Below are 25,243 nucleotides of genomic sequence, written 5' to 3' on the forward strand. Positions count from 1 at the left end.
AACGTGATGAGAAAACCGTGCAGGGCTTGGAATTACGCCTGACAAAAGACAGGCGTTAACGGCTAGTCGTCGCTGCTTAGCGTCGCTTGGTAAGCATCGGCATCCATTAGCCCGTCAAGGCTAGGGTCACTTAGACGCACCTTCATGATCCAGCCGCCTTCATAGGGTGCATCGTTGACCGTTTCAGGGGCATCTTCCAGCGCCTCGTTGACTTCGATGACTTCGCCATCAACGGGGGCGTAGAGATCGGAAGCGGCCTTGACCGATTCAATCACACCAAACTCATCGCCTTTGGTCAGCGTAGCGCCAACGTCTGGTAATTCGACAAATACAACATCGCCAAGCGCGGCCTGTGCGTGGTCAGTAATGCCAATGGTGACTGTGCCGTCTTGATGATCAAGTACCCACTCGTGGCTCTCAGCGTAACGAAGATTGGCAGGAAGGTTGCTCATAATGATTCCCTATACGAAACGGATGTGGAGCCGCCATGTTAGCGCTTGTAGTCCACCTTGGCGATGGGCGCTGTTCACGGCAAGCGTTTAGCGGTGCATGGTAACGTGTTTCCGATAGGAAACAAGTTTCTTGATGCCGCCTGCCTCTGCATTTGATCAACCTTGCCAGCAATGAGGATTACGTGGCGATGAATTGTCAAAATAGCGATATTTGCTGCATTAACTCGACAATGGCATAGCAAGCCACCGAAGTTATGGTGTAAAACATGCCAATCTTACGTTTAGCGTGGTCGGCGAATGGTTCGTGACACGTTAGCGTTTGATGGCCAGAATAAATTGATGTGTAAGACATTGACCGGTTGGGTCGACTTCGAATAAATCAAACCATGAAAGGGTTAAGGAGATAACAAGTGGAAACATTAACAAGTCTCTTCGGAGCCATTAACGGGGTGGTCTGGGGCCCGTTGATGCTCATCTTGCTGTTAGGTGTGGGGATTTACCTTCAGCTTGGCTTGAAACTGATGCCGATTAGAAAGCTCGGTATGGGTTTCAAGCTAATGTGGCAGGGGCGCAGTGGGGCGGCAGCTGACGTTAAAAGTGCCGATGATAAAGAAGGCGAAATTTCGCCTTTTGACGCGTTAATGACGGCATTATCGGCAACGATTGGTACCGGTAATATTGCCGGGGTAGCCACTGCGATTGCGCTCGGTGGGCCCGGGGCGGTTTTTTGGATGTGGATCACTGCCCTGGTGGGGATGGCCACGAAATTCTCCGAGGCCGTACTGGCGGTTCGTTTCCGCGAGACCGATAGCACTGGCTACCATGTCGGTGGGCCGATGTTCTATATCAAAAACGGTCTTGGCAAAAAGTGGATGTGGTTAGGCGGCTTGTTTGCTTTCTTTGGGGCTGTCGCGGCATTCGGGATCGGCAATACGGTTCAGTCCAACTCGGTGGCCGATGCCATGAGCTCGACTTTTGGTGTGCCCACTTGGCTTACTGGCGTTGTCATTATGGTGCTCGCCGGGGCAGTCATTCTTGGTGGCATCAAGCGGATTGCAAAGGTGGCCGGCAAGCTGGTGCCGGTGATGGGTATCGCCTACGTGGTCGCGGGTATTATTGTTTTGATTGTCAATGCTGGGCAGATCGGTGAAGCCTTCAGCCTGATTTTCTACTACGCCTTTAACCCGATTGCTGCCGCTGGTGGTTTTGCGGGTGCTGCCGTCATGGCGGCTATTCGCTTTGGCGTAGCGCGAGGGATTTTCTCTAACGAAGCGGGTCTAGGCAGTGCGCCCATTGCCCACGCGGCGGCGCAAACCAAAAATCCTGTGCGTCAGGGCTTAATTGCCATGCTGGGAACGTTCATTGATACCATTGTTATCTGTACTATCACAGCGCTGGTTATCCTCACCTCTACGGTGTGGGTTGATGGTGAAGAGGGCGCATCGCTGACGGCGCTTTCCTTCGATGCGGCGCTACCCGGGTTTGGTAATCAAATTGTTGCCATTGCGTTGGCCGTATTCGCTTTTACAACCATTCTTGGGTGGTCGTTCTACGGCGAAAAATGCTTCCAGTTCCTGTTTGGAACGCGCTCCATTATGCTGTATCGCGTGCTATTCGTATTAGCAATTCCGCTCGGTGCTATCGCGCAGCTTGGTTTCATCTGGCTGATGGCGGATACCTTCAACGCCATGATGGCCATTCCGAACTTAATCGCCTTGGCGCTGCTATCGCCCGTCGTGTTTAAACTGACCAAAGACTATTTCGATGGCAAAGATGTGTTGCCAGGGGAATCGTTAGACCACGATAACTAATAGTTGCTAGGCGCTCGTGCGCATTTGCAATGCTTTTGAAGAGTCGGGAAGGCACTCATGTGACTTCCCGCTCTTGTTTGTAAAGGAGTGATCAATGACTGAGCTTAAAAAAACACCGTTGCATGCACTGCACGGCCGCCTAGGGGCGAAAATGGTGCCTTTTGCCGGTTACGATATGCCCGTTCAATTTCCGATGGGCGTAAAAAAAGAACACGAGCACACTCGCCAGCAGTGTGGCTTGTTTGATGTCTCACACATGGGGCAGGTGATTGTTTCTGGCGATAACGTGGCTGAGGCGCTGGAAACGTTAATTCCTGCCGACTTGATAGGCTTGGCACAGGGTGCACAACGCTATGGCCTACTTACCAATAACGAAGGCGGGATTCTTGATGACCTGATGGCCGTCAACGCCGGTGATCACTTTTATTTAGTGGTCAATGCTGCCTGTAAAGACCAGGATATTGCCCACCTGAGAGTTAACTTGGGCGATCACCTGACCGTAGAGCGATTGGACCGAGGCTTGCTGGCTTTGCAGGGCCCTACTGCTCACCGAGTGATGCAGCGTCTTTGCCCGGCTGCCTGTGAACTGGTCTTTATGCAGCACGGACGCTTCCAGGTGCTTGATCATGAGGTTTGGATTAGTCGCAGTGGTTATACCGGTGAAGATGGCTTTGAAATATCAGTCCCCGCCGACGCCACTGAAACGTTGGCTGAGCGCTTGCTGTCAGAGCCTGAAGTGGAAGCGATTGGTCTTGGCGCGCGGGATTCATTACGTCTTGAGGCAGGTCTATGTCTTTACGGCCACGATATGGATACCACCACCACACCGGTTGAGGCCGGTTTGATCTGGGCAATCAGCAAACCGCGTCGACATGGAGGCGAGCGGCCTGGAGGTTTTCCGGGCGCAGATTTGATTCTTCACCAAGTAGAGGCCAAAGACCATAGCCGTAAGCGTGTTGGTTTAGTCGCTGATGGACGGGCGCCGGTTCGTGAAGGGGCCTTGCTGGTAGATGAAGAAGGCAACGAGGTGGGGCAGGTAACGTCTGGCGGTTTCGGTCCGAGTGTTGGCAAACCGGTGGCGATGGGCTATGTCACCCGAGACGCCGAAACCCCGGGCACGACAGTGTATGCCGAAGTACGCGGCAAGCGGCTGCCCATGACCGTTAGCAAGACGCCTTTTGTAACAGCCAACTTTTATCGTGGCTAGGTCTGAAAGCCGCTTGAGATAGCCCCCGCGATGGCATACGCCGCGGGGGTGTCGTCATTCCAATATTTTCCTCGGGTCAATAGGTTTCCCTCCCTGACGTAAGTCAAACAACAAATCATATCGGTCGGTTGCGCGGCTTTTGCCTACTTGGCAAAGAGGGTCCCCAGCGGATACCTCCTGTCCTTCTTCAACGGTTATTGTTTCGCAAAGCGCATAGACACTTTGCAGATTATCCGCATGGTGGACAATGACCACCTTGTCAAGTTGCCGCATGCTGCCCGCAAAACGCACTTCGCCTGCGGCTACCGCGTGCGCATTTGCATTCGCCTGTGTTGCTAGCAGCATGGGCTGAAGCGTGCCCCGGCTATCGGGACCAAAGCGTCGAACGACACGGTAGTCTTCCAGCGGCCAGGGCCAGCCTTTGGCTGAGGCGGGGAGTGATGAGTTGTTTTTGCTAGACGTTGGCTTAGCAGGCTGGCTAGCACTGACTGGGGTCGAACTCGCGGTGCTTGAGGCGCTGGGGTTTGAGCCGATAGGGATGTTGATCATCTGCCCAACGCGTAGCGCTGTCGCCGAGCTGCCGGTATTGGCGCCTTGCAAGCGAGATGAAGTCGTCCCGAAGTGGCGAGCTAGGCTCGAAAAGGTATCACCAGGGCGAATTTGATAACGGTATGGGCCGCTCGCTGGAGCACGCTCCTGCTGAGTAGGGACAAGCAACCGTTGGCCAACCACCAAGTGACGTGCTTTGACGCCGGGGTTGAAGCGCTGTAAGCGCTCTAGTGGCACATTAGCGCGTTTGGCTAACTGGCCCAATGTGTCACCGCGCTGGATTTCCACCCAACTGCCACTGATCTGAGCCGCCGCCGGGGCGGTGACTCGTTGGGAAGAAGGGGGCGAACTGGCGCAACCGGCCATCGCGCTGACCAACATGAACATGCCAAGCCAATGGCTCAGGCGTGATCGATCTGACCATCCAGCTGACAGTCTTTTTCCTGCCAGAGTGCGTTGATCCATGTGTGAAATTTTTCCTTGTGCTGGGTTTCAGCGTGATAATCAGCGGTTAGCATCCATTGGGGCACGTCAAGGACACGTGCCTGTAAGGTGACAGGTGCTTCCTTTCCACACAGAAAACCCCAAAAGGTAGGCGTGGGGTTGGCATAGCTCAACGTGACGTCAAGGATGCCGTCGAGTTTGTCACCCAACAATCTGAGCACCTGGGCGACACCGCCGGCTTTGGGGCGAAGCAGGTGGCGATAGGGGCTTTGCTGCAGGCCATGCTTGTGCGGTGTGAAGCGAGTACCTTCCACAAAATTAAAGATTGCAATGGGGGTCTGTCGAGCGCGGGCACACATGCGCTCTGTTGCCTTTTGATCCAACGTTGCAAGTGTCGGGTTTTGGGCCACTTGCTCCCGGGTGATACGGCGCATCACAGGAAATTCGAGAGCCCAAAAGGCAAGGCCGACAACGGGTATCCAGAGCAATTGCCGCTTAACAAAGAAACGCGGCATGGGTATGCGTCGATGGAGGACCATTAACAACATGAAAATATCCGTCCAGCTGCGGTGGTTGGAAATGACCAGCCACCATTGGTCTGGATGCAGATGGTTAGGAAGGGAGGCATTCAACTGAGGCTTGAGCCAACGGCGCATCCACCACAAATTGACGCCAATCCAATTCAGGGCAACGCGGTTTAGCCCCTGAAGCACTGTTTGCCTAGGGCGACCAGAAGGGGTGACTAATTTGACCAGCGTAAGCGCAATCAGCGGTATTCCCCAGAACAGCGTATTGAGCGTTAATAGCGTAACGCTAATCACTCCTTTCAATATTGGCATACCGCATTTCCTTACCATCGTCGTGCGTATTGATGAATGCTAAAGGATATTGCTAACCCTGCCCAGCCTCTTGCTCAGGTAAGTAGGGTGCTTGTACCGTTTCCAGCAACACCGTGCGCAATGCATGAGCGGCTACTGATAATTCTTGTTGCGTCAGTATGCCAACTCGGCAGGCGATGGTAGGCGATGTTAAGGGTACGCAACGAGCGCCCAACGCCTGCATTTGAGGAATACACATTGAGGGCACCCCGCTGACGCCGAGACCCGCCCCGACCATGCGGCCGACCGTAGAGAGTTGATGGCTTTCGAATGCGACCGGCAAGTCAATCCGCTGTTTGGAAAGTGCGTGCTCCAGCAACCGGCGGACCATCGACGGACGCTGCAAGGTAATAAAGTCCTCTTTAAGCAGCTGTTCCCATGTTATAGATGCATGACCGTTCAACGCTGAATCCTGGGGGACGGCGGCGACAAAATGATCCTCGAACAGGGGCGTAAACGACAGGCTATCGGTACCTTCCGGCGAAAACGCGATGCCCATTTCCACTTGGCGTGAGCGCACCATATCGGTCACGTCTTCGTTGATGACATCGTGCACGGTCACATTAATTTTGGGGTACTGTTGACGAAAACGCACCAGTGCGGCGGGTAGCAGATTGCAGGCAAAGGCAGGCATCGCCGCCACGCTTAGCCGACCCAGCTGTAGGGTGAAGCGTTGCCGCAGACGCTCTTCGGTATTGTCCCATTGGGCAAGTAAATGTTTAGCCAGCGGCAGCAACGATTCGCCTTCAGGCGTTAAACGGACGCTGCGTGTACTACGCAGCAATAATTTGCCGCCCAGCGCATCCTCCAGACCTTTTATGGCTAAACTCAGGGCAGGCTGCGATAAATGCAGCCGTTCACAGGCCTGTGTAAAGCTCAGAGTCTGGGCAACAGCCAGAAAGGCGCGGAGTTGCTTGACGGTCATGGAAGGCTCTTTATAAGTTATACAAATAAATTGATAAGAAAAACAAACTTAACAAATATATCATCTGGCACAACACTGCAAGTCAGAAGTCTGCGTCGCGTTAGCCGTCACAGCTTGCGGATCGTGGGCTTAGCGACATTGGCGTATCACCGACAATAAGACGAGGCATAACAATGGCAGGATTTGATAAGCGTGTTGCTTCCTATGAAGAAGCGATGGAAGGCATTGAAAGCGGTATGACCGTGTTAGCCGGCGGTTTTGGCCTATGCGGTATCCCCGAAAACTTAATCGCCGAAATAAAGCGACGTGGGGTTAAGGACCTTACCGTTGTATCGAATAACTGTGGCGTTGACGGTTTTGGGCTTGGCTTGTTGCTTGAAGACCGTCAAATACGCAAGATTCTGGCATCCTATGTAGGTGAAAACGCGCTGTTTGAGCAGCAAATGCTCAATGATGAAATTGAAGTGATCCTGACGCCCCAAGGGACACTAGCGGAAAAAATGCGCGCAGGCGGGGCGGGCATCCCGGCCTTCTACACTGCTACTGGGTACGGTACGCCCATCGGTGAAGGCAAAGAAGTTCGTGAGTTCAATGGTCGTCCGCATATTTTGGAAGAAGCGATTACCGGCGATTTCGCTATTGTTAAGGGCTGGAAGGCCGACCGCTACGGCAATGTGATGTACCGTCACACTGCGCAAAACTTTAATCCCATGGTCGCAACGGCGGGCAGAATTACCGTCGTTGAAGTTGAAGAGATCGTCGAGCCTGGCGAGTTAGAACCCAGTCAGATTCATACCCCGGGTATCTATGTCGACCGAATCATCCAGGGCACGTTTGAGAAGCGCATCGAAAAACGCACGGTACGCTCTTAACAAACGTTGTTGCTTCGGCTTTTAATCGATTCACTATGAGGAACTGACCATGGCTTTAACACGTGAACAAATGGCACAGCGTGTGGCACGCGAACTTGAAGACGGTTTTTACGTTAACTTGGGTATTGGGATTCCGACGCTGGTCGCTAATTATATTCCCGACGGCATGGACGTCATGCTGCAGTCGGAAAATGGTCTGCTGGGTATGGGACGTTATCCCACTGAAGAGGAAGTTGATCCCGATATGATCAATGCTGGCAAACAGACCGTTACGGCGCGCCCCGGCGCCGCGATCTTTTCGTCGGCAGAGTCCTTTGCGATGATTCGTGGCGGTCACGTCGACCTCACCGTGCTGGGCGCTTTTGAGGTGGACCAAAACGGCAATATCGCTTCCTGGATGATTCCCGGTAAGTTAATTAAAGGCATGGGCGGCGCCATGGATTTGGTTGCTGGCGCGGAAAATATCATCTGTACCATGACCCACGCCTCGAAACACGGCGAGTCCAAGTTGCTTGAGCAGTGCAACCTGCCACTCACCGGCGCCGGCTGTATTAACCGCGTCTTGACGGATCTGGCCTACCTGGAAATCAAAGACGGTACTTTCATCCTGAAAGAACGGGCACCCGGTGTCAGCGTTGAAGAAATTATCGAAAAAACCGCTGGCAAGCTGGTGGTGCCGGACCACGTGCCTGAAATGACGTTTGTTGAAGTGTGACGGGCGCGTTGTCCGGCGGGCGGCGTAACGGTTAATCTCGGTTACGCCATCTCGCAGCGAGCGTGTAAAGGCAGCAATAATTCCGCCACCCGCTCGTGGTCATTGCCCAGGTACTTTTGAACAATGGCAAGGCCACCCAAACAAAGTCGATGTTCATCCCCTTGGCTGAAAATTATCTTTTGCGGCGTGGCAGGATAAAAGCGATGTGCAAGGAGGTTAGAAACGCCGAATACCCCGTTTTGCTGGTCGTCCATGTGTGTTAAACCACTTTGTAGAAGTTGTTCGTCAAGCGCTTCAAGTGAGTTGCCTAGCTGTTCGCAATCAAAACCTGCGTGGTGCAGCCTGGGCCCCATGACGGCCAGCCAAGCGGCGAGCGGATGCGCATTGTGCAGTTGCTGATAAAGCGCCCATGAAGGCATTGGCCAAGGGCGGCCGCGGCATAGCAGGTTTTGTCCCTTACCGTCTTGCGGGTGTGTTTGCTGGACGAGATCAAGCAATGCATCGCGCAGGGGCTTGGATAGAGTGCCTGTCTGCAATTCGGCGAGGACTAGCCAGCTGCCACCGTCTGCTGGAGCGAGCAAATAAATTAATAGTCCTTTATCGGCCATCGCGTAATGCCCAGTATGGCGATACCCCATGTGAGCAAGCGCTGGCGATAGCGCTTGAGCGGAGAAATTACCCACGTTAAGTGTTACCAGGGTGAGGTAATCCGCTGGGGTGGAAAGGGGCCATAGGCGAAGTGCCCCGATATCAGGGTGGGTATGAATATAATCCAGCCATAACTGCTGGATGAACTCCTCGCGGTGCATAGTGCCTTCCTTGCCAACGTGTCGGCCCATTTGGGTATGGGTTTATATCGATTCAAGTATAGGCAAGTGGCAATACGATGGTTCAACGCAGCTAAACGGCGGACTAACGATCGTCTAGGCGGTAGATGATGCGCTGAGTAACTGGCGGTCGCGTACGAACTGATCAAACTCGGTAAAACCGCCTACGTGTTGCTGATCCACAAACACTTGTGGAACCGTATGGATGGGTTTGCCAGCGGTTTTGGCAATATCCTCTTTGCTGACACCTTCAGAAGGCATGTCAATGTAACGGTAGCCTTCAATATTGCCTAGCTGTTCTAGTTGCTCAGCGAGCTGCTTGGCGCGAACGCAAAACGGGCAGGATAAGCGCCCAAAAATGACTACAAACATGCATAACTCCTTTGCCAACCCCATAAAGAATGGTCAATTGTGAACCAGCCATCGAATGTTATCCAATAGGGCCACGCTAAAAAGGTTATTGAATCACGTTATCATCTGCAGCTTTTTATCGTATAGACGCAGTGGTGCCGTGAGCAATCGACTAAACTAAATTCATCCACTAAATGCATTTGATTAACAGGAATTGCCATGACAACGACACCAGCGGTTACCCCTCGTATTGCCCTCGTAACCGGTACTAGTAGCGGTATTGGCGAGGCGGTGGTAAAGCAGTTTTGTGAATTAGGCCATCAAGTATTAGCGGTCGATTTTAACCCGGATGGTAAAGCCGTCGCTGAGGCAGCAGGTGCTGCGTTTTATCAAGCTGACTTAACCGATCCGGTTGCCTGCCGAGGAGCCGTCGCCGAAGCAGTGAAACGCTTTGGTGGCGTGGATATCCTGGTTAACAATGCAGGGATTCAACATGTCGCGGCCATTGAAGATTTTCCTGAAGCAAAATGGCGTCAAATTATCGACCTGATGCTGACGGCGCCATTTTTGCTTACTCAGGCAGCGTGGCCGCATATGCGCAAAAAGGGCTGGGGGCGAATTGTTAATATTGCCTCCATTCATGCCCAAGTGGCCTCGCCAGGCAAGGCAGCCTATATAAGTGCTAAGCACGGCATGATTGGCCTGACCAAAACGGCTGCATTAGAAGGCGGTGAGCAGGGAATTACGGCCAATGCGATTTGCCCGGCCTATGTGAAAACGCCACTGGTCGACAATCAAATTGCTGACCAAGCGAAGTTGCATGGCATGGGCGAGCAAGAAGTGATTGAAAATATCATGCTCAAAAACGCAGCGGTAAAACGCCTTATTGAGCCCAGTGAAGTGGCGCAGCTTGTGGCCTATATGGCCTCCGATGCAGCCGGGGCGGTGACCGGAGCGAGTTGGAACATTGATCTTGGCTGGACCGCCCATTAATTAGTGTTAACTCAAAACGGCTGCTGGTTAATCTCGGCGTGCCGTTAGTGGCGAACGGGGCGTTTTTGTAGTTTGCGCTGCAGCGTGCGGCGGTGCATGCCAAGCGCCCTGGCAGTGGCGGAAATATTGCCGTCGTGCTCTTGTAATACCTTTTGAATGTGCTCCCAGGTAATGCGATTAATCGAGGGTGGGTTATCAGCAACCTCAATATTAGGGTCACCGTCTGATCGTTCGAACGCAGTTAACACATCGTCAGCGTCGACCGGCTTGCATAAATAGTTGACCGCCCCTAGCTTGATGGCTTCAACCGCTGTCGCAATACTTGAATAGCCGGTCAACACGACCACACGGCAACTTGGAGACACCGTCAGAAGCTCGGGCAGTAGCTTGAGTCCCGAGGAGTTTTCCAGCTTTAAGTCGAGTGTGGCCATAGTGGGCATATGTTGAGCCGCCAGCGTAAGGGCTTGGTCAGCATCATGTGCGACGATGACTTCAAAGCCTCGCCGGGTGAGCGATCGGCTGAGCACGTGACAAAACATTTCGTCGTCGTCGACAATCAGCAGCCGTTGGTCTTGTGTTTGCATGATGACCTCAATAAATAACTAACGGAACACGCAGTAGGGCGTTAAGCAGCGCCTGCACGGGGAAGCGTGACTTCGGTTAACGTGCCGCCCTCGGGATGGTTATACAGACTGACCCCGCCACCAAAGCGATTGATGGTGGCGTGGGTTAAAAATAAGCCAATGCCCATGCCTTTGCTTTTAGTTGAAATAAACGTATCGCCAAGCTGGTCAGCAATTGACATGGCAACGCCTGGGCCGTGATCACGAATATCGATCACGATGCGATCCGAATGCCAATCCAAACCGATGGCAACGCCCTCGGGATTGGCATCTGCGGCGTTATTGAGCAGGTTGGTGAGTGCTTGGTCGAGCGTAGCGTCGACCGCCAGCCAGGGCCGCCCACGACGTTCTGCAATTTCAAGTCGATGGCTTACATCGGGTCGGAGTACTAGCCAACGTTGCACAACACCGGTGAGCCACGTTTCAGCGTCAAGCATTTCTGGCTCCGCCATGCGCCGCCTGTCCGCTTGGCTGACGAGATGCTGTAAGCGTGATTTACAAATATCGACTTGCTGGCGCAGCAAGGCGATATCTTCTTGATGTTCCGGGTTGTCTTTGGCTTCTTCCTGCATGTCTTTAAGCAGGACCGCCATCGTCGATAAAGGCGTGCCCAATTCATGTGCTGTACCTGCGGCTTGAGTCGCGACAGCCAGTACTTGCTCATTGCGTAATGCTGCCTCTCGAGTGCGAGAAAGCGCTTGGTCCCGGCGTCTTAGGGCATGGGCCATTTTATAAATGAAAAAAGTGACTAGCCCCGCCGACATACCAAAATTCACCCACATACCAAGAATGTGTAGGCTCAAGGGACTGCTGCTATTGATATGGCCAAGTTGGGGAATGGGATGGTAATCAATCATCAGAAAGCTATACGCCGCCATGGCGCAGCCTGCAATAATCCATGCATGGCGCCAGGGTAAGGTGGCTGCCGCTATGGTAATCGGCACGAGATAATAGGTAATAAAAGGGTTGGTAGAGCCGCCGGAAAAATAAAACAGCAGCGTCAAACCCACCAAGTCGGCGAGTAAGTGCATTAAATATTCTAGATGCTCGACAGCACGAGGGCGCCCCAGTCGCCACCATGTGGCAATATTGAGCAGTCCCATCGCTAGAACAACGCTCAACACCTCGGGAATGGGTAGCTCAAATGCCAGAAACTTCGTGCCCACAATGATGGCAATTAGAAACCCCGTCCAGGTAATGCCTCGCACAATGGTCAAGCGAACCAAGTTTCGGTTTGGGGTTGATAGCGGCAGTGGGAGCTCGGTTGGCATGTCGCTCACTTGGCGGTGGTTTTAAAGCGGTGGATTAAAAATTTAATGCATAGCGTCACCACATAGGTTAGCCATCCCGCCGTGGCGACAATATTGACCATAAGCATTTTAGGTGGCAGCCAAGCGCTGCCCAGCAGGCCTTCGATCATAATGTGGAAAAACATCGCGATAAGAAGCGGCAAAGCCAGCAGGTGAATCCACATATCGGTACGCCGTTTACGCACGTGGTAGCGTCGCAGCAGGCAGCGAAACGGGCGGTGCGCCCAGCTAAAAAATACCAGTGTGGCAATGATAAGCAGCATGGCGAGGGTCGCTTCTGTACTGCCGTAATACGCAGAAAACGATACCGACCATGCAAGGCCCAGCCATATCAGGCCTTCGGCGCTGGCAATGATATCGGCATAGCGCCGAACGTTCTGCATAAAGTGTATCCTTTAACCAAACAACGATAATTAATCATACGCCAGATCACGTTAGCTGTGGGTGACTTCTGGTCGATTCAACCTGGTGGCGTATCCGGTATACTGAGGAGTTGGGGCACTGCATGGCTCATTTTTTACTTTGCTATGCATCATACGACGTTACTGACTACGTACAGGATTTTCCGTGGACGCTATTACTTTGACTCGGCCAGACGATTGGCACCTACATCTGCGTGATGGCGAGGCGCTTAAAGCGGTCGTGGGCCATACGGCGGCCCAAATGGGGCGCGCTATCATTATGCCGAACTTGACGCCGCCAATCACTACGACGGAACAGGCCGTGGCCTATCGTCAGCGTATTCTCGCGGCTCTGCCCGCTGGGAGTCGCTTTGAGCCTCTCATGACGCTTTATCTGACCGATACCACTCCCCCGGAAGAAATCGAGCGGGCGGTCAAAAGCGGCATTGTTAAAGCCGTCAAGCTTTACCCTGCTGGCGCGACAACCAATTCCGCCTCAGGCGTTACCGATCTAGCGCTTTGCGACGCCACGATTGCGGCGCTTGCCGAGGCGGGCATGCCGTTATTGATGCATGGCGAAGTCACCGATAGTGATATTGATATTTTTGATCGTGAAGCGGTTTTTATAGAGCGCGTGCTGACACCTCTTTTGGCGCGTCATCCCACGCTAAAAGTGGTGTTTGAGCATATTACTACCCAGCAAGCCGCTGAGTTTGTCGCCCAAGCGCCGGATACGGTGGCCGCGACAATCACCGCGCACCACCTATTGTTTAATCGCAATAAAATGCTGGTGGGCGGCATACGGCCACATTATTACTGCCTGCCCATTCTCAAACGCGAACAGCACCGCCAGGCGCTTTTAAAAGCAGCGACCAGCGGCAGTGGGAAGTTTTTCCTGGGCACCGATAGCGCACCGCATGCGCAAACGGCGAAAGAGTCTGGCTGTGGTTGTGCGGGTGCTTACACGGCATCAACTGCCATTGAGTTGTATGCCACGGCGTTTGAAGAGGCGGGGGCGCTTTCTGCGTTGGAAAAATTTGCCAGCCTGAATGGGCCGCATTTTTACGGTATGCCGCCTAATGGCGACACGATTACCCTATCCAGGCGTTCGCAAACACTCCCCGCCAGCTATCCCTATGCCGATGGCGAAGCAATTATCCCGTTGCTGGCCGGGGAAAAACTCGATTGGTCAATTAGCTAGCACTTAACGTAAGTAGCATCTGATCGACCATTCGCGATGAGTGGTCGGCAGCCACATCGAGAAACTGCTCGAAAGATAGGTGGTTATCACCGCTGCCGGGAATGTCGGATAGGGCGCGAATGACTACAAAGGGGCATTGGTACAAGTAGCATGTCTGGGCGATGGCAGCCGCTTCCATCTCTACCGCTAACATGCTGGGAAATAGCGCGCGCGTTGCGTCCACTCGGGCAGGGTCAGCCATAAAGGCATCGCCAGTGGCAATTAAGCCTTCGCGCACGTTAACCTCGCCCAGTGTTTTGATAGCTCCACGGGCGATGTCTCGCAATGTCGCGTCGGCTGGATACGCCGCTGGCATGCCGGGAACCTGGCCCATCTCGTAGCCGAATACCACCGCGTCCACGTCGTGGTGGCGTACTTCGTCCGAAATAATGATGTCGCCAATACGCAGATCGCTGGCAAACCCGCCGGCTGATCCAGTGTTGATTATCGCGTCTGGCTGATGTCGCTCTAAAAGTAGCGCCGTGCCAACGGCCGCATTTACCTTGCCGATGCCTGACTGGAGTATAGTGATGTCCAGGCCGTGGCGCGTGCCGCGATGGAAAATAAAGCCCGCGTGCTCGTAACGCTCTGGATTGTCCAGCTGTGACGCTAAGATGCTGACCTCTTGTGCCATGGCGCCGATAATGCCAATACGCTTCACTGTGTTAATTTCCTATCGTTAAAGGGATGGCCATTAGCCGTCGTTAGCTTTCAGATTGATCGTGTTGTTCAGCGGCAGCTAAGGTGTTTTCAAGTAGCGTGGCAACGGTCATTGGCCCCACGCCCCCCGGAACGGGTGTAATAAAGCTGGCGCGTTCGGCGGCGGCGGTAAAATCCACGTCCCCCCTCAATGTGCCATCGTCTTGGCGGTTAATGCCTACATCAATGACCACCGCGCCGGGTTTAATCCATTCACCCTTAACGATGCCGGGTTTGCCAACGGCGACCACGACAATGTCGGCGCGTCGAACGTGCGCCGCTAAGTCTTGTGTGAAGCGGTGGCATACCGTCGTTGTTGCGCCGGCGAGCATCAACTCCAGCGCCATGGGACGTCCGACAATGTTGGAGGCGCCTACTACCGTGGCATCCAGGCCACGCACTTTGATATCGCTCTGCTCAAACAACGTCATAATGCCTTTTGGTGTGCAGGGGCGAAGGGCGGGCATGCGTTGGGCGAGTCGGCCAATGTTAAACGGGTGAAAGCCATCCACATCTTTGTCAGGGCGGATACGCTCTAAAATTGGCTCGGCGTCGAGATGGTCGGGTAGTGGCAGTTGGACGAGAATGCCGTCTACGGCGGGGTCGTCGTTAAATTGGTCAATCAGGGTTTCAAGTGCCTGCTGGGAAGTGTTGCTGGGCAGCGCGTGCTGAAAGGAAAGGATGCCTGCCTGCTCACAGGCACGGTGCTTATTGTTTACATAAACATGCGAAGCAGGGTCGTTTCCTACCACCACAACCGCAAGTCCGGGTGCTCGTTTGCCAGCTTGTTGGCGAGCCGTTACCTTTAGAGCAACCTGTTGACGGACATTGGCGGCGATAGCTTTGCCATCGATGAGTTGGGCGGTCATGTAAAGAAATCCCTGTGAGGTTGAAGGCGAACAAAGTAATAGGGTTAACCAAAGGCCAGCCATGGCTAATTTTCGCATGATGGGGCAGTTAGGCAAAGTGCCTGGGTAAGTTGTTAGCTTGATGGTTGACTTTAAAATTAAAAACAGTAATATATGCCTCGCTTGAGACGGGCCATGCGGCAGCGTTTAGGCTAGTAAAATCGGGGTGTAGCGCAGTCTGGTAGCGCGCCTGCTTTGGGAGCAGGATGTCGGGGGTTCGAATCCCTCCACCCCGACCACGTCTAACGTGAAAGGTAGTTTTGCTTTTCCAGGCGGTGGTTGTGGTCAAGTGCTCATCAATGTCTTTGCTTACAGATATTACATGTGCGCTCATAGCTCAACCGGATAGAGCAACGGCCTTCTAAGCCGTAGGTTGCAGGTTCGAATCCTGCTGGGCGCGCCATTTGTAACACTGGCGATCAGCCTCAATGTGTTTTAAGCCGCAGTTGTCAATGGTGGGTGTAGCTCAGTGGTAGAGCCCCGGATTGTGGCTCCGGTGGTCGTGGGTTCGATCCCCATCATCCACCCCAGCGACAACGCAGCAAAATCAAGCAGTAGTATTTCCCTTCTTTAGGTTATGGTGGGTGTAGCTCAGTGGTAGAGCCCCGGATTGTGGCTCCGGTGGTCGTGGGTTCGATCCCCATCATCCACCCCATTAACCTCCTCATGCAGCTCATTTCCGCTTTACTCTGTCCTCGTTTGTTGTCCCATTATACTTACTTAGTTTTATTTGCCTTGCTCTAGCGTGGCATTACTTTGATTGGGCGACCGGTCGCTTGGGTGAGTGGGACGGGGCGCCCTAATAAAAAACTGCGCGTAGTCGATGCTTAACATCAAATTTTGGTGCGATTGACGTGCTTTTTTAGTGCGCTGTGCCACGTAAAGATGATTAAGGTAGTGCTGAATTAACCTCTTATCGCTTTGCGATGGCCCGCGTAGTTATAAGGCTAAGCAATTGCTGTGCCGCAATGCATGATGTTGGCGTTATTGCTGATTTGGCGACATTAATTCCTGATTTCTCAATTAAAAACAGTTTTTTACACTGTATTAATGCTTGTTTATCAGTGCTATTTTTTTAGATAGAGAGGCGCGCGATGGACCTTGCCTGCGCGTCGAGTAATCAGCAGATGGAGGGCGTTATTAATGTCGCGTCACGCGGTGGTGTTAGGAGCAGGCATGGTAGGTGTCAGCATTGCATGGCACTTACAGCAGCGTGGCATTCAGGTCACGTTAGTTGATCGACGCCAGCCAGGGCAGGAAACATCGTTTGGTAATGCTGGTATTATCCAGCGGGAAGCGATAAAGCCTTACCCGTTTCCTCGCGATATGAAAACCATCCTAAGCGTACTGCCCAATCGCCGGGTCGATATTCGCTACCGCACCGGTGGGATGTTTAAGGCTGCATCGCCCTTACTAAGTTATTGGCATCACTCATCATCGCGCCGCTACCAGCAAATTGTGCCGGAATATGCATCGCTGATTCAGCTATGTCTTAAGACCCACGGACCAATGATTGAAGCGGCCGGCGTCGAGCATTTGGTGCGTCGAAATGGGTGGCTGGAAATCTACCGAACGCCGGAAAAGCTTGCTAAGCGTGCGCAAGAGGCGCAAGAAGCCCGTGAACGTTATGATGTTCAGTTTCAAGTGCTAGATCGCCCGGCCTTACTAGACAAACAAGCCGACCTTAGTGATGACATTATTGGGGCAATTCATTGGCTTGACCCCTGGACGGTCGCAGATCCTGGTGCTCTGGTGGCCGCGTATGCGGCGTCATTTGTTGCCAATGGCGGTCGGATTGTACAAAGCGATATTCAGTCGGTAACGCAGCTCGAAGCCCAATGGCGTATTACTACCGCCGATGAGGAACTAGCCGCAGACGACGTCGTAATGGCACTCGGGCCTTGGGCAGGCGAGTGGTTGAAAGGATTAGGCTACCGCTTTCCGACCTTTGTTAAGCGAGGCTACCACATGCACTATTCGACGCAGTCGCCTGCCTGCCTGCGTTACTGGCTGATGGACGCTGAAGTGGGGTATTTGCTGGCGCCGATGAATGCTGGCATACGGCTCACGACCGGTGCTGAGTTGGATCGTCTTGAGTCGCCCTCGGACGAGCAACAATTAGGCGCCGCAGAAAAAGTTGCTCGGTCGCTCTTCCCGTTAGGTGAGCGGCGAGACAAGGCGGCCTGGAAAGGCGCGCGTCCATGTCTTCCCGATATGAAGCCGGTAATTGGGCCCGCCCCGCATCATAAAGGGCTGTGGTTGGCCTTTGGGCATGGTCATCAAGGGTTTACATTGGGACCGGCGACGGGCTATTTGCTTGCCGATATGATGGAGGGCAAAACACCGGCCATCGATATGGCGCCCTTTAGGGCTGAGCGGTTTTAATAGGTCTGATTTTGCGTGTTTTCATACTCTTTGCTAGGCTGCTCATACATTCGCACTACAATGAGGTGAACCTATGGATGTTGCGGTTAGTAATGCGGTAAGCACGTCGCTATCCATGAATCAGGCACAAAGTGCTGAACAAGCGCAAATGAAAGTGTTTAAAGATGCGCTTAATACCCAAGAGCAGCAGGTCAGTGAAATTATGGCTTCAGCTGATATGGGTGCTGAGCCAGACTTGGCTCAGGAAGGGAGCGTAGGCACTCAGGTTAATACTTTCGCCTGAGTGGTTGTGTTCTAGCAGTTATAAAGCTGTGATTGAAAAAAACGCCGGTTCGCCCGGTGTTTTTTTATGCCATTGTATCCGGTTGCGCTTCGTTACCTACCCGTTAGCCTGCCTGGCCCCTTGTGGCTCAATGCGCTCTGCAAGGGTACAATCCCGGCATTGCCATTTAGCTCAGCCGTTGTCACTTGGTATCTATATGTTCGGCTGAGTCCACGCTAATGATGAGGCCCGATGAAAGATACTCAATTAGCCCAAGAAGCCGGGCTTAGAAGAACCTTTGCTATCATTTCGCACCCCGATGCCGGGAAAACGACCATCACTGAAAAAATGCTGCTGTTTGGCAATGCCATTCAGTTAGCCGGCTCGGTGAAGAGCAAGCGTAACGACCGGCATGCCACCTCAGATTGGATGAAAATGGAGCAGGAGCGGGGCATCTCGGTAACGACCTCGGTGATGCAGTTCCCCTATGGCGGGCGTATCGTCAACCTGCTGGATACGCCGGGTCACGAAGATTTCTCTGAAGACACCTACCGTACATTGACGGCGGTGGATTCCGCCCTGATGGTGATTGACGGGGCGAAAGGTGTTGAGGACCGGACCATCAAACTGATGGACGTATGCCGCCTACGCACCACGCCGATTCTGACGTTTATCAACAAGATGGACCGCGATATCCGAGATCCTATCGAGGTGATGGATGAAGTCGAAACGGTTCTCAATATCCAGTGTGCGCCAATGACATGGCCCATCGGCATGGGGCGGCATTTCCGAGGCGTTTATCACCTCTATAACGATGTGGTTCATCTCTATACCCAGGGCCAGGGCAGCCGCATTCCCGAGGACAAGCGCATCGAGGGGCTGGATAATCCCGATGTTGACGAAGTGCTGGGCGAAGAGCAGGCCGAAGAGCTCCGTATGGAAGTAGAACTGGTGCGTGGGGCTTCCCATGAGTTTGATCTGGAGGCTTACCGTAGCGGTAAATTGACGCCAGTCTATTTTGGGACCGCGATGGGCAATTTTGGCGTACGTGAAATGCTGGATGGCTTTGTTGAATATGCCCCAGCGCCTCAAGCCCGGGAAACCAATGTGCGGAATGTACCAGCCGATGATCCACGCTTCACCGGCTTTGTGTTCAAGATCCAGGCCAATATGGACCCTAATCACCGTGACCGTATCGCGTTTCTGCGGGTGTGCTCGGGTAAATACGATAAGAACATGAAGATGCGCCATGTGCGTATCGGTAAGGATGTCAAAATTGCTGACGCGCTGACATTCATGGCCTCCGACCGCTCCCAGGTTGAGGAAGCTTGGCCCGGCGATATTATTGGCTTGCATAACCACGGCACCATCCAGATTGGGGACACGTTCACTGTCGGTGAAGATATGCGCTTCACTGGGATTCCTCACTTCGCCCCCGAGCTTTTCAAACGCGTTCGTTTAAAAGATCCGCTTAAGATGAAGGCTCTGCAAAAAGGGTTGCAGCAACTTTCGGAAGAGGGGGCCACCCAGGTCTTTATGCCGATTGACAATAATGACCTGATTCTTGGCGCGGTAGGGACCCTGCAGTTTGACGTGGTGGCACATCGCTTAAAAGAAGAATACAAGGTTGACTGCCTGTATGAAGGCGTCAATGTTCAGACGGCGCGCTGGGTGTATTGCGAGGACGCCAAGATGCTTGAGGAATTCAAGCGTAAGGCAAGTGCCAATTTGGCCATCGATGGTGGTGGCTATTTAACTTATATTGCGCCGACCCGGGTTAACCTGCAGATGACGCAAGAGCGTTGGCCTGAGGTCCGCTTCCAGCCGACACGTGAACACTAATCGCTCGCCTTGCCATCACGAGGCGAACATGCTGATCGATGCCCACTGCCATCTTGATTTTGCAGCTTTCGATCCAGACCGCGATGCGGTCATCGAAGCCGCAAGAGGCGTGGGCGTTAAGCATTTTATCGTGCCAGGCACCACGCGAGCCCGCTGGCAAAGCGTGCTGGCATTGGGCCAGTGCCGGGCTGATATTAGCGTCTGCGCTGGCCTTCATCCCTACTTCATAGCGGAGCACCGCGAGCAAGATATCAACCAATTAGATAGCGTATTGAGTGAGCATCCCGAACTCGTCGCGGTGGGCGAATGCGGAATCGATGGTCGCTTTGACGATACGCTCGCCGCGCAGTGGGATTATTTTGATGCCCAATTAACGCTGGCCAAGCAACATGGATTGCCCATCGTCGTGCACTGTGTCAAAGCCAACGATACCGTCGCCAAACGGCTTCGCCAACGCGCGCTTGCCAGAGCTGGTCTGATCCACGCCTTTGCCGGGTCTTACGAACAGGCCAAAAAATTTGTGGATCTCGGTTATGTGCTGGGTCTTGGCGGTGCGGCAACCTATCGGCGGGCAAAACGGCTGCAACGCGTTATCAAGGCATTGCCCGATGACAGCTTTGTGTTGGAAACGGATAGCCCGGACATGCCATTGAGCGGCTATCAAGGCCAACGCAATGAGCCTTGCCGAGTGAGCGACGTGTGCAAGGTAGTGGCCGGATTACGCGGCCAAACATGCGAGCATGTCGCCGCGATTAGTAGCGCTAATGCTGCCCGCATGTTTCGCTTGCCTACCTGCGGTTAATTAGCCAGGCCCATGGCGAGCTGCTCAGGGTCGAGCCGCTCAATAGGGTAGGGAAGGTCGAGTAGTGTCAAGCGTGCTTCCCCAAGATAAACGGGCATTGCCTCGTCCATTACCTTGGTGTTCATGACGGTCAGAAGCTCAATATTGCCTGTTTCGCTAAAAGCGCTGGTGACGACTTCGCCAACGCCCTTGTCGGTTTCGTTGACGATAGTCTCCCCGGTTGCTGGCGCAGTCGCGTTTGTCAGCTCGGCGCGCACCAGGCGTTTTTTTACCTGGCCACGGAAGTGGGCGCGGGCAACGACTTCCTGACCGGTGTAACAGCCTTTTTTAAAGCTGATACCTCCCAGTGCTTCCCAGTTAAGCATCTGCGGCAAAAAGTGGTCTTGCTGTGCATCGGTCAGCCACGCGAGGCCGCTTCGTATGTCAGCCAACTGCCAGGCCGCCCGGCCTGCATCATCATCCAGCGCTGAGATGTCGGCGTTGTCTTCCAGGCAGAATAGCCAGCGCGGCGTGTCGCCCGGGTAACAAAGTACGCTGGCGTGCTCATTGGTGAAGTGAGTCCCAGGCGCGGTGGGCAGGGTTAAACCTAGCGCTTGCGCGATCGAGCGAGCATTTTCACCTGCTCCAATCAGCGAGAGCTCAGGAAGTGGGGTTAACTCAGCTTTATAGAAGGCAGCAAATTTTTTTAAGTGACTGGCCAGAGTTTCCAGCAGCGACGCGCTGAGCAAAAGGCGATAGTGAGCGTCACCGATTTTCATCAGCTGAGCATTTGCCAGCATGCGCCCTTTCGGGGTGCAGAAGCAGGTGAGGGGAGCAAATCGGCCGTCTGCGAGGCTAACCTGAGTGCTGGTTTGTCCCTGTAGAAATTTCTCAGCGTCGACACCTTTCACGTCTAACGCGGCTAGGTGGTTAAGCCATACACCGCTGTTGAGAGTGTCGAATGAGGGAACGATCACAATGACAACTCCTAATAAAGAATATAAATCAATAATGTTTAACGTGTGGGCAGTAGGCAGCGATTGCAAGGTACATGCTGCATGCTAGACTCATTTGTCTGTATCAGTTTTGCATAGGGCGAAACCAGCGCACTTGGCGAGCCACTTCGGTTGGCGATGGCCTGTGGCGATATACTGCAGTCGTAATGAGGGAGCCCAGCGCGATGGCACAGCAATCATTAACCTTTCACGGTGTTAAATCCGCCGAGCAAGTCAACCAGATTACCACTGCGTTGATGATGCTTGATGGCGTGGACAGTGCCGAAGTTGGCCGCTACGGCGCCGAAATAGACGGTCGGGTAAAACGCGAGGCGCTCATCAAGGCCGTTGAAAAACTCAACCTCGGCATAAAGGTAATATGATGCACAAGCCCATTACCGTGATCAGTGAACGCAACCGCATTTTCCGCCAGCGCGTAGAAGTAGACGGTTGGGAGGATATGTATGCCGATGTGCCGCCCGTTGTCGGGGGGGAAGGCAGTGCCCCGGACCCCCATGACTACTTCGATATTGCGTTGGGTACGTGCAAGGCGATCACGGTACAAATGTACGCCAAACGCAAGCAATGGCCTTTGGAAGGCATTACCGTCAGGGTGCAGCGCGATGATAGTCAGGAAAGGAAAGGCGTCTACAAGTTGGCTGTCATATTGACGTTCCACGGCATTGATGATCCTGAGCAGCGCGCTAGGCTTGAAGATATCAGCCACCGCTGCCCCATCCAGCGGTTGATGACCCATTCTACCGTGGATATTACGACGAGCACCGAGTAGCTCGTCTTACCCCGACAGGAGCGATGATGAGCAAGGAATTCCGGTTGCAGTCAAAATTTAAGCCCGCAGGGGATCAGCCCAATGCTATAAAAGGTTTGATCGGCGGTCTTGAGTCGGGGCTTGCCCACCAAACATTGCTCGGCGTTACGGGGTCCGGCAAAACCTTTACCATGGCCAATATCGTCGAGCAGCAGCAGCGCCCAACGATCGTCATGGCGCCCAATAAAACGTTGGCCGCCCAGCTGTACGGAGAATTCAAGGCGTTTTTTCCCGACAACGCCGTCGAGTACTTTGTTTCCTACTACGATTACTATCAGCCGGAAGCCTATGTGCCGTCATCGGACACCTTTATCGAAAAGGATGCCTCGATCAACGATCACATCGAGCAGATGCGCCTTTCCGCCACCAAGGCGCTGCTGGAGCGTCGCGACGCCCTGATCGTCGTGTCGGTGTCGGCGATATACGGCTTGGGTGACCCTGATCAGTACCTGAAGATGCGCCTGCACTTTACCCGCGGCGAGCTGATCGACCAGCGGGCGTTTCTGCGCCGGCTCGCGGAACTTCAGTACACCCGTAACGATATGGATTTTCGCCGCGGTACTTACCGGGTACGTGGCGACGTGATCGATATTTTTCCGGCGGACGCTGAAGAAGAGGCGGTGCGCGTCGAGCTGTTCGATGATGAAATCGATTCGATCCGGCTGTTTGATCCGCTGACCGGTGACGTGCGGGGCCAGGTCCCGCGCATGACGATCTACCCCAAGTCGCACTACGTGACCCCCCGCGAGACCATCCTCGGCGCTATCGATGACATCAAGGCCGAGCTCAAGGAGCGCCTTGAGTGGCTGCGCAAGCACGATCGCTTGGTCGAGGCGCAGCGCCTGGAGCAGCGTACACTCTACGATATCGAGATGATGCTTGAGCTAGGCTACTGCAACGGTATCGAAAACTACTCGCGCTATTTATCAGGCCGTGCGCCTGGCGAGCCACCGCCGACATTTTTCGACTACCTGCCCGACGATGCGCTGCTGTTCATCGATGAATCCCACGTCAGCGTGCCCCAGGTGGGAGGCATGTACAAAGGCGACCGCTCGCGCAAAGAAACGCTTGTCGAGTACGGCTTTCGCTTGCCGTCGGCGTTGGACAATCGTCCCATGAAATTTGAAGAGTGGGAGGCGATTTCGCCGCAAACGATTTTTGTCTCGGCAACGCCCGGCCCTTACGAAGCCGAGCATGCCGGGCAAATCGTCGAGCAGGTCGTGCGGCCGACGGGGCTGCTGGACCCTGAACTAGAGGTGCGCCCGGCCAGTACCCAGGTTGACGACCTGTTGTCAGAGATCGGTCTGCGCACCGAGGTGGGCGAGCGGGTATTGGTAACCACGCTGACCAAGCGAATGGCCGAAGATCTGACGGAATACCTGGACGAGCACGGCATTCGCGTGCGTTATCTGCACTCGGATATCGATACCGTCGAGCGGGTGGAGATCATCCGCGATTTGCGTCTAGGTAAATTTGACGTGCTGGTGGGCATCAACCTGCTTCGCGAGGGCCTGGATATCCCTGAGGTGTCGCTGGTCGCCATCCTCGATGCCGACAAAGAAGGCTTCCTGCGTAACGAGCGCTCGCTCATCCAGACCATTGGCCGTGCTGCGCGTAACGCCCACGGTAAAGCCATTCTCTATGGAGACCGAGTGACCGATTCCATGCGTCGGGCAATGGATGAGACCGAGCGTAGGCGTGACAAGCAGAAGGCACACAACGAGGCGCAGGGCATTACCCCGACCACGATTACCCGTTCGGTAACCGATATCATGGAAGCCGCTCAAGCACCCGGTAAGAAAAACAGCCGTAAACGCGGCAATGATCGCAAAGTGGCCGAGAGTGTTGCCGAGTACGATATTGCCAGTATGAACAAGCATGATTTCCTCTCTGCAATTAATAAGTTAGAAGACGCCATGTTCGAAGCCGCGCAAAATCTTGAGTTTGAAGAAGCCGCTCGTTTGCGCGATCAGTTGCACCAAATGAAAGAAAAACAGCTGGCGCTAGGGTAGGGCATGCCTGAAGGACCGGAAATTCGTCGCGCGGCGGACAGCATTCAGAACCAGATCGGCGGCAGGGTCGTTGATGAGGTCTGGTTTGCCTTTCCCGAGTTGGCCAAGCACGCGAGCGCACTTGAAGGAATTCGCGTCAAGGTGGTGGATACGTGGGGTAAAGCGTTGCTGCTGCGCTTCGCTAATCAGCAGGTGTTGTACTCGCATAACCAGCTGTATGGCGTTTGGAAGCTTCACGATGCGGCAAAGCCACCGACCACCAAACGCTCGCTTCGCGTTCGACTGATTGCAGATGGCAGGGCGGCTAGCCTTTATAGCGCGTCGGATATTTCTCTCTGGCATGAGAGCAACCTCCACTATCATCCTTTCCTGTCGCGGCTAGGACCTGATTTGCTCAGCCAGCAGCTTACGTCGGCGGAGGTGTTAGCCCGGCTCGAACTGAAAGCTTTCATGCGTCGGCAACTGGGTGGCCTATTACTCGATCAAGGGCTTGTCGCGGGGCTCGGCAATTACTTGCGCTCAGAAATTCTTTTTTATGCTCAGTGTCATCCTAAGCAGCGTCCGATTGATTTAACCGAGCATCAGCGCCACCAGCTGGCCACTTGTATTATTGAAACGACACGTCAGGCATACCAACAGGCGGGCGTGACCAATACCAAACCTTGGATTGACCAGGCCATTGCGGCGGGTGAACCGCGTCGCCAATGGCGGTTTAGCGTTTTTGATCGCGCGGGGCTTTCTTGCCATCGTTGTGGAAACCTCATCGAGCGGATGATGGTTGGATCTCGTCGGCTCTACTGGTGCCCTTGCTGCCAAGCTGATCCTTCATAGTTTATACCGTTATCTTGTATGTTGTTCACGTATGAAACAACGCATAGCCCGCGTTTATATGACCTTGGTGTTGCTGCCGCAGTGAGGGCATTCCGGTATAC

Annotated in this window: 26 protein-coding genes and 4 tRNA genes; 18 read left to right on the top strand and 12 right to left on the bottom strand. The window is 53.8% G+C overall.

Annotation, left to right across the window (positions count from 1 at the left end; genetic code table 11):
- Positions 1–62: 62 nt before the first annotated feature.
- Positions 63–452, bottom strand: coding sequence for a glycine cleavage system protein GcvH (gene gcvH, locus CPH17_RS02705; protein ID WP_074396438.1), 390 nt, complete (start codon positions 450–452; stop codon positions 63–65).
- Positions 453–862: 410 nt separating this feature from the next.
- On the opposite strand from gcvH, the gene CPH17_RS02710 reads away from it, so the two are divergent.
- Positions 863–2,263: an alanine/glycine:cation symporter family protein gene (locus CPH17_RS02710; protein WP_074396437.1), complete on the top strand. Its 1,401-nt coding sequence runs from the start codon at positions 863–865 to the stop codon at positions 2,261–2,263.
- Between the two features lie 94 nt (positions 2,264–2,357).
- On the top strand, positions 2,358–3,470 hold the full coding sequence (gcvT, locus tag CPH17_RS02715; protein WP_074396436.1) for a glycine cleavage system aminomethyltransferase GcvT: 1,113 nt from the start codon (positions 2,358–2,360) through the stop codon (positions 3,468–3,470).
- A 54-nt stretch (positions 3,471–3,524) separates the two neighbouring features.
- On the opposite strand, the gene CPH17_RS02720 is transcribed toward gcvT, so the two are convergent.
- From CPH17_RS02720 to CPH17_RS02730, 3 genes are read right to left on the bottom strand one after another with little or no spacing between them, the layout of a single operon-like run.
- A complete protein-coding gene (locus tag CPH17_RS02720) occupies positions 3,525–4,385 on the bottom strand; it encodes a LysM peptidoglycan-binding domain-containing protein (protein ID WP_096300883.1) in 861 nt (286 codons plus the stop codon).
- A gap of 35 nt (positions 4,386–4,420) precedes the next feature.
- On the bottom strand, positions 4,421–5,302 hold the full coding sequence (locus CPH17_RS02725; protein ID WP_074396435.1) for an acyltransferase: 882 nt from the start codon (positions 5,300–5,302) through the stop codon (positions 4,421–4,423).
- Between the two features lie 52 nt (positions 5,303–5,354).
- A complete protein-coding gene (locus CPH17_RS02730) occupies positions 5,355–6,266 on the bottom strand; it encodes a LysR family transcriptional regulator (RefSeq protein WP_074396434.1) in 912 nt (303 codons plus the stop codon).
- Between the two features lie 173 nt (positions 6,267–6,439).
- Here CPH17_RS02730 and CPH17_RS02735 point away from each other — a divergent pair, with 173 nt between their 5' ends.
- On the top strand, positions 6,440–7,138 hold the full coding sequence (locus tag CPH17_RS02735) for a CoA transferase subunit A (RefSeq protein ID WP_074396433.1): 699 nt from the start codon (positions 6,440–6,442) through the stop codon (positions 7,136–7,138).
- A gap of 49 nt (positions 7,139–7,187) precedes the next feature.
- A complete protein-coding gene (locus CPH17_RS02740; protein ID WP_074396432.1) occupies positions 7,188–7,853 on the top strand; it encodes a CoA transferase subunit B in 666 nt (221 codons plus the stop codon).
- Positions 7,854–7,894: 41 nt separating this feature from the next.
- Here the strand turns inward: CPH17_RS02740 and CPH17_RS02745 are convergent, their stop codons facing one another.
- Together CPH17_RS02745 and CPH17_RS02750 are read right to left on the bottom strand one after the other, a co-directional pair.
- Positions 7,895–8,662, bottom strand: coding sequence for a DUF1338 family protein (locus tag CPH17_RS02745; RefSeq protein WP_074396431.1), 768 nt, complete (start codon positions 8,660–8,662; stop codon positions 7,895–7,897).
- Positions 8,663–8,776: 114 nt separating this feature from the next.
- Entirely contained in the window at positions 8,777–9,052 is a 276-nt protein-coding gene (locus CPH17_RS02750; protein WP_074396430.1) for a GrxA family glutaredoxin, read from the bottom strand.
- A gap of 198 nt (positions 9,053–9,250) precedes the next feature.
- Here CPH17_RS02750 and CPH17_RS02755 point away from each other — a divergent pair, with 198 nt between their 5' ends.
- On the top strand, positions 9,251–10,024 hold the full coding sequence (locus tag CPH17_RS02755) for a 3-hydroxybutyrate dehydrogenase (RefSeq protein WP_074396429.1): 774 nt from the start codon (positions 9,251–9,253) through the stop codon (positions 10,022–10,024).
- 44 nt (positions 10,025–10,068) lie between these two features.
- Here CPH17_RS02755 and CPH17_RS02760 read toward each other — a convergent pair whose 3' ends face one another.
- The 3 genes from CPH17_RS02760 to CPH17_RS02770 are packed head-to-tail and all read right to left on the bottom strand — an operon-like array spanning position 10,069 to position 12,340.
- Complete coding sequence (locus CPH17_RS02760) at positions 10,069–10,608, bottom strand: response regulator transcription factor (protein WP_074396428.1); 540 nt, start codon at positions 10,606–10,608, stop codon at positions 10,069–10,071.
- Between the two features lie 41 nt (positions 10,609–10,649).
- Positions 10,650–11,918, bottom strand: coding sequence for an ATP-binding protein (locus tag CPH17_RS02765; protein ID WP_074396427.1), 1,269 nt, complete (start codon positions 11,916–11,918; stop codon positions 10,650–10,652).
- Between the two features lie 5 nt (positions 11,919–11,923).
- Complete coding sequence (locus CPH17_RS02770) at positions 11,924–12,340, bottom strand: hypothetical protein (RefSeq protein WP_074396426.1); 417 nt, start codon at positions 12,338–12,340, stop codon at positions 11,924–11,926.
- Between the two features lie 184 nt (positions 12,341–12,524).
- Between CPH17_RS02770 and pyrC the strand changes: the two genes are divergently transcribed.
- On the top strand, positions 12,525–13,559 hold the full coding sequence (gene pyrC, locus CPH17_RS02775; protein WP_074396425.1) for a dihydroorotase: 1,035 nt from the start codon (positions 12,525–12,527) through the stop codon (positions 13,557–13,559).
- Here the strand turns inward: pyrC and mtnN are convergent.
- Both mtnN and folD read right to left on the bottom strand, forming a co-directional pair.
- A complete protein-coding gene (mtnN, locus tag CPH17_RS02780; protein ID WP_074396424.1) occupies positions 13,552–14,259 on the bottom strand; it encodes a 5'-methylthioadenosine/S-adenosylhomocysteine nucleosidase in 708 nt (235 codons plus the stop codon). The genes pyrC and mtnN overlap by 8 nt on opposite strands.
- Positions 14,260–14,302: 43 nt before the next feature.
- Entirely contained in the window at positions 14,303–15,166 is an 864-nt protein-coding gene (gene folD / locus CPH17_RS02785; RefSeq protein WP_074396423.1) for a bifunctional methylenetetrahydrofolate dehydrogenase/methenyltetrahydrofolate cyclohydrolase FolD, read from the bottom strand.
- Between the two features lie 201 nt (positions 15,167–15,367).
- On the opposite strand from folD, the gene CPH17_RS02790 reads away from it, so the two are divergent.
- The 8 genes from CPH17_RS02790 to CPH17_RS02825 all read left to right on the top strand — a co-directional run bounded on the left by CPH17_RS02790 (position 15,368) and on the right by CPH17_RS02825 (position 20,496).
- A tRNA-Pro gene (locus CPH17_RS02790) sits at positions 15,368–15,444 on the top strand.
- 87 nt (positions 15,445–15,531) lie between these two features.
- Positions 15,532–15,608 (top strand) — tRNA-Arg (locus CPH17_RS02795).
- A gap of 52 nt (positions 15,609–15,660) precedes the next feature.
- Positions 15,661–15,735 (top strand) — tRNA-His (locus CPH17_RS02800).
- A 50-nt stretch (positions 15,736–15,785) separates the two neighbouring features.
- Positions 15,786–15,860: transfer RNA gene (locus CPH17_RS02805), tRNA-His, on the top strand.
- A 488-nt stretch (positions 15,861–16,348) separates the two neighbouring features.
- Entirely contained in the window at positions 16,349–17,590 is a 1,242-nt protein-coding gene (locus CPH17_RS02810; protein WP_074396422.1) for an NAD(P)/FAD-dependent oxidoreductase, read from the top strand.
- Between the two features lie 73 nt (positions 17,591–17,663).
- Entirely contained in the window at positions 17,664–17,873 is a 210-nt protein-coding gene (locus CPH17_RS02815; RefSeq protein WP_074396421.1) for a putative motility protein, read from the top strand.
- 231 nt (positions 17,874–18,104) lie between these two features.
- Complete coding sequence (locus CPH17_RS02820; protein ID WP_074396420.1) at positions 18,105–19,694, top strand: peptide chain release factor 3; 1,590 nt, start codon at positions 18,105–18,107, stop codon at positions 19,692–19,694.
- 28 nt (positions 19,695–19,722) lie between these two features.
- Positions 19,723–20,496: a TatD family hydrolase gene (locus CPH17_RS02825; RefSeq protein ID WP_074396419.1), complete on the top strand. Its 774-nt coding sequence runs from the start codon at positions 19,723–19,725 to the stop codon at positions 20,494–20,496.
- Here CPH17_RS02825 and ygfZ read toward each other — a convergent pair.
- A complete protein-coding gene (ygfZ, locus tag CPH17_RS02830; RefSeq protein ID WP_074398496.1) occupies positions 20,493–21,455 on the bottom strand; it encodes a CAF17-like 4Fe-4S cluster assembly/insertion protein YgfZ in 963 nt (320 codons plus the stop codon). The genes CPH17_RS02825 and ygfZ overlap by 4 nt on opposite strands.
- A 200-nt stretch (positions 21,456–21,655) precedes the next feature.
- Between ygfZ and CPH17_RS02835 the strand changes: the two genes are divergently transcribed.
- The 4 genes from CPH17_RS02835 to nei are packed head-to-tail and all read left to right on the top strand — an operon-like array spanning position 21,656 to position 25,142.
- Entirely contained in the window at positions 21,656–21,853 is a 198-nt protein-coding gene (locus CPH17_RS02835; protein ID WP_074396418.1) for a hypothetical protein, read from the top strand.
- On the top strand, positions 21,853–22,260 hold the full coding sequence (locus CPH17_RS02840) for an OsmC family protein (RefSeq protein ID WP_074396417.1): 408 nt from the start codon (positions 21,853–21,855) through the stop codon (positions 22,258–22,260). Before CPH17_RS02835 ends, CPH17_RS02840 begins: the two co-directional genes overlap by 1 nt.
- Before the next feature lie 26 nt (positions 22,261–22,286).
- Complete coding sequence (gene uvrB, locus CPH17_RS02845) at positions 22,287–24,311, top strand: excinuclease ABC subunit UvrB (protein ID WP_096298219.1); 2,025 nt, start codon at positions 22,287–22,289, stop codon at positions 24,309–24,311.
- Between the two features lie 3 nt (positions 24,312–24,314).
- Positions 24,315–25,142, top strand: a complete 828-nt coding sequence (gene nei / locus CPH17_RS02850) for an endonuclease VIII (RefSeq protein WP_096298221.1) — start codon at positions 24,315–24,317, stop codon at positions 25,140–25,142.
- Positions 25,143–25,243: the final 101 nt, after the last annotated feature.

The sequence above is a fragment of the Halomonas sp. hl-4 genome, assembly GCF_900215475.1.
GTDB lineage: Bacteria > Pseudomonadota > Gammaproteobacteria > Pseudomonadales > Halomonadaceae > Vreelandella.

What these genes read in the sequence shown, in the direction of transcription:
- CPH17_RS02755 (WP_074396429.1), top strand. Translation starts at nt 9,251, where the DNA reads ATGACAACGACACCAGCGGTTACCCCTCGTATTGCCCTCGTAACCGGT.
- folD (WP_074396423.1), bottom strand. Translation starts at nt 15,166, where the DNA reads ATGACCGCCCAACTCATCGATGGCAAAGCTATCGCCGCCAATGTCCGT.
- uvrB (WP_096298219.1), top strand. Translation starts at nt 22,287, where the DNA reads ATGAGCAAGGAATTCCGGTTGCAGTCAAAATTTAAGCCCGCAGGGGAT.
- CPH17_RS02835 (WP_074396418.1), top strand. Translation starts at nt 21,656, where the DNA reads ATGGCACAGCAATCATTAACCTTTCACGGTGTTAAATCCGCCGAGCAA.
- CPH17_RS02730 (WP_074396434.1), bottom strand. Translation starts at nt 6,266, where the DNA reads ATGACCGTCAAGCAACTCCGCGCCTTTCTGGCTGTTGCCCAGACTCTG.
- CPH17_RS02750 (WP_074396430.1), bottom strand. Translation starts at nt 9,052, where the DNA reads ATGTTTGTAGTCATTTTTGGGCGCTTATCCTGCCCGTTTTGCGTTCGC.
- CPH17_RS02760 (WP_074396428.1), bottom strand. Translation starts at nt 10,608, where the DNA reads ATGCAAACACAAGACCAACGGCTGCTGATTGTCGACGACGACGAAATG.
- CPH17_RS02735 (WP_074396433.1), top strand. Translation starts at nt 6,440, where the DNA reads ATGGCAGGATTTGATAAGCGTGTTGCTTCCTATGAAGAAGCGATGGAA.
- CPH17_RS02840 (WP_074396417.1), top strand. Translation starts at nt 21,853, where the DNA reads ATGCACAAGCCCATTACCGTGATCAGTGAACGCAACCGCATTTTCCGC.
- CPH17_RS02765 (WP_074396427.1), bottom strand. Translation starts at nt 11,918, where the DNA reads ATGCCAACCGAGCTCCCACTGCCGCTATCAACCCCAAACCGAAACTTG.
- CPH17_RS02725 (WP_074396435.1), bottom strand. Translation starts at nt 5,302, where the DNA reads ATGCCAATATTGAAAGGAGTGATTAGCGTTACGCTATTAACGCTCAAT.
- CPH17_RS02770 (WP_074396426.1), bottom strand. Translation starts at nt 12,340, where the DNA reads ATGCAGAACGTTCGGCGCTATGCCGATATCATTGCCAGCGCCGAAGGC.
- gcvH (WP_074396438.1), bottom strand. Translation starts at nt 452, where the DNA reads ATGAGCAACCTTCCTGCCAATCTTCGTTACGCTGAGAGCCACGAGTGG.
- CPH17_RS02745 (WP_074396431.1), bottom strand. Translation starts at nt 8,662, where the DNA reads ATGCACCGCGAGGAGTTCATCCAGCAGTTATGGCTGGATTATATTCAT.
- CPH17_RS02820 (WP_074396420.1), top strand. Translation starts at nt 18,105, where the DNA reads ATGAAAGATACTCAATTAGCCCAAGAAGCCGGGCTTAGAAGAACCTTT.
- CPH17_RS02815 (WP_074396421.1), top strand. Translation starts at nt 17,664, where the DNA reads ATGGATGTTGCGGTTAGTAATGCGGTAAGCACGTCGCTATCCATGAAT.
- CPH17_RS02740 (WP_074396432.1), top strand. Translation starts at nt 7,188, where the DNA reads ATGGCTTTAACACGTGAACAAATGGCACAGCGTGTGGCACGCGAACTT.
- CPH17_RS02720 (WP_096300883.1), bottom strand. Translation starts at nt 4,385, where the DNA reads ATGGCCGGTTGCGCCAGTTCGCCCCCTTCTTCCCAACGAGTCACCGCC.
- CPH17_RS02810 (WP_074396422.1), top strand. Translation starts at nt 16,349, where the DNA reads ATGTCGCGTCACGCGGTGGTGTTAGGAGCAGGCATGGTAGGTGTCAGC.
- CPH17_RS02825 (WP_074396419.1), top strand. Translation starts at nt 19,723, where the DNA reads ATGCTGATCGATGCCCACTGCCATCTTGATTTTGCAGCTTTCGATCCA.
- nei (WP_096298221.1), top strand. Translation starts at nt 24,315, where the DNA reads ATGCCTGAAGGACCGGAAATTCGTCGCGCGGCGGACAGCATTCAGAAC.
- gcvT (WP_074396436.1), top strand. Translation starts at nt 2,358, where the DNA reads ATGACTGAGCTTAAAAAAACACCGTTGCATGCACTGCACGGCCGCCTA.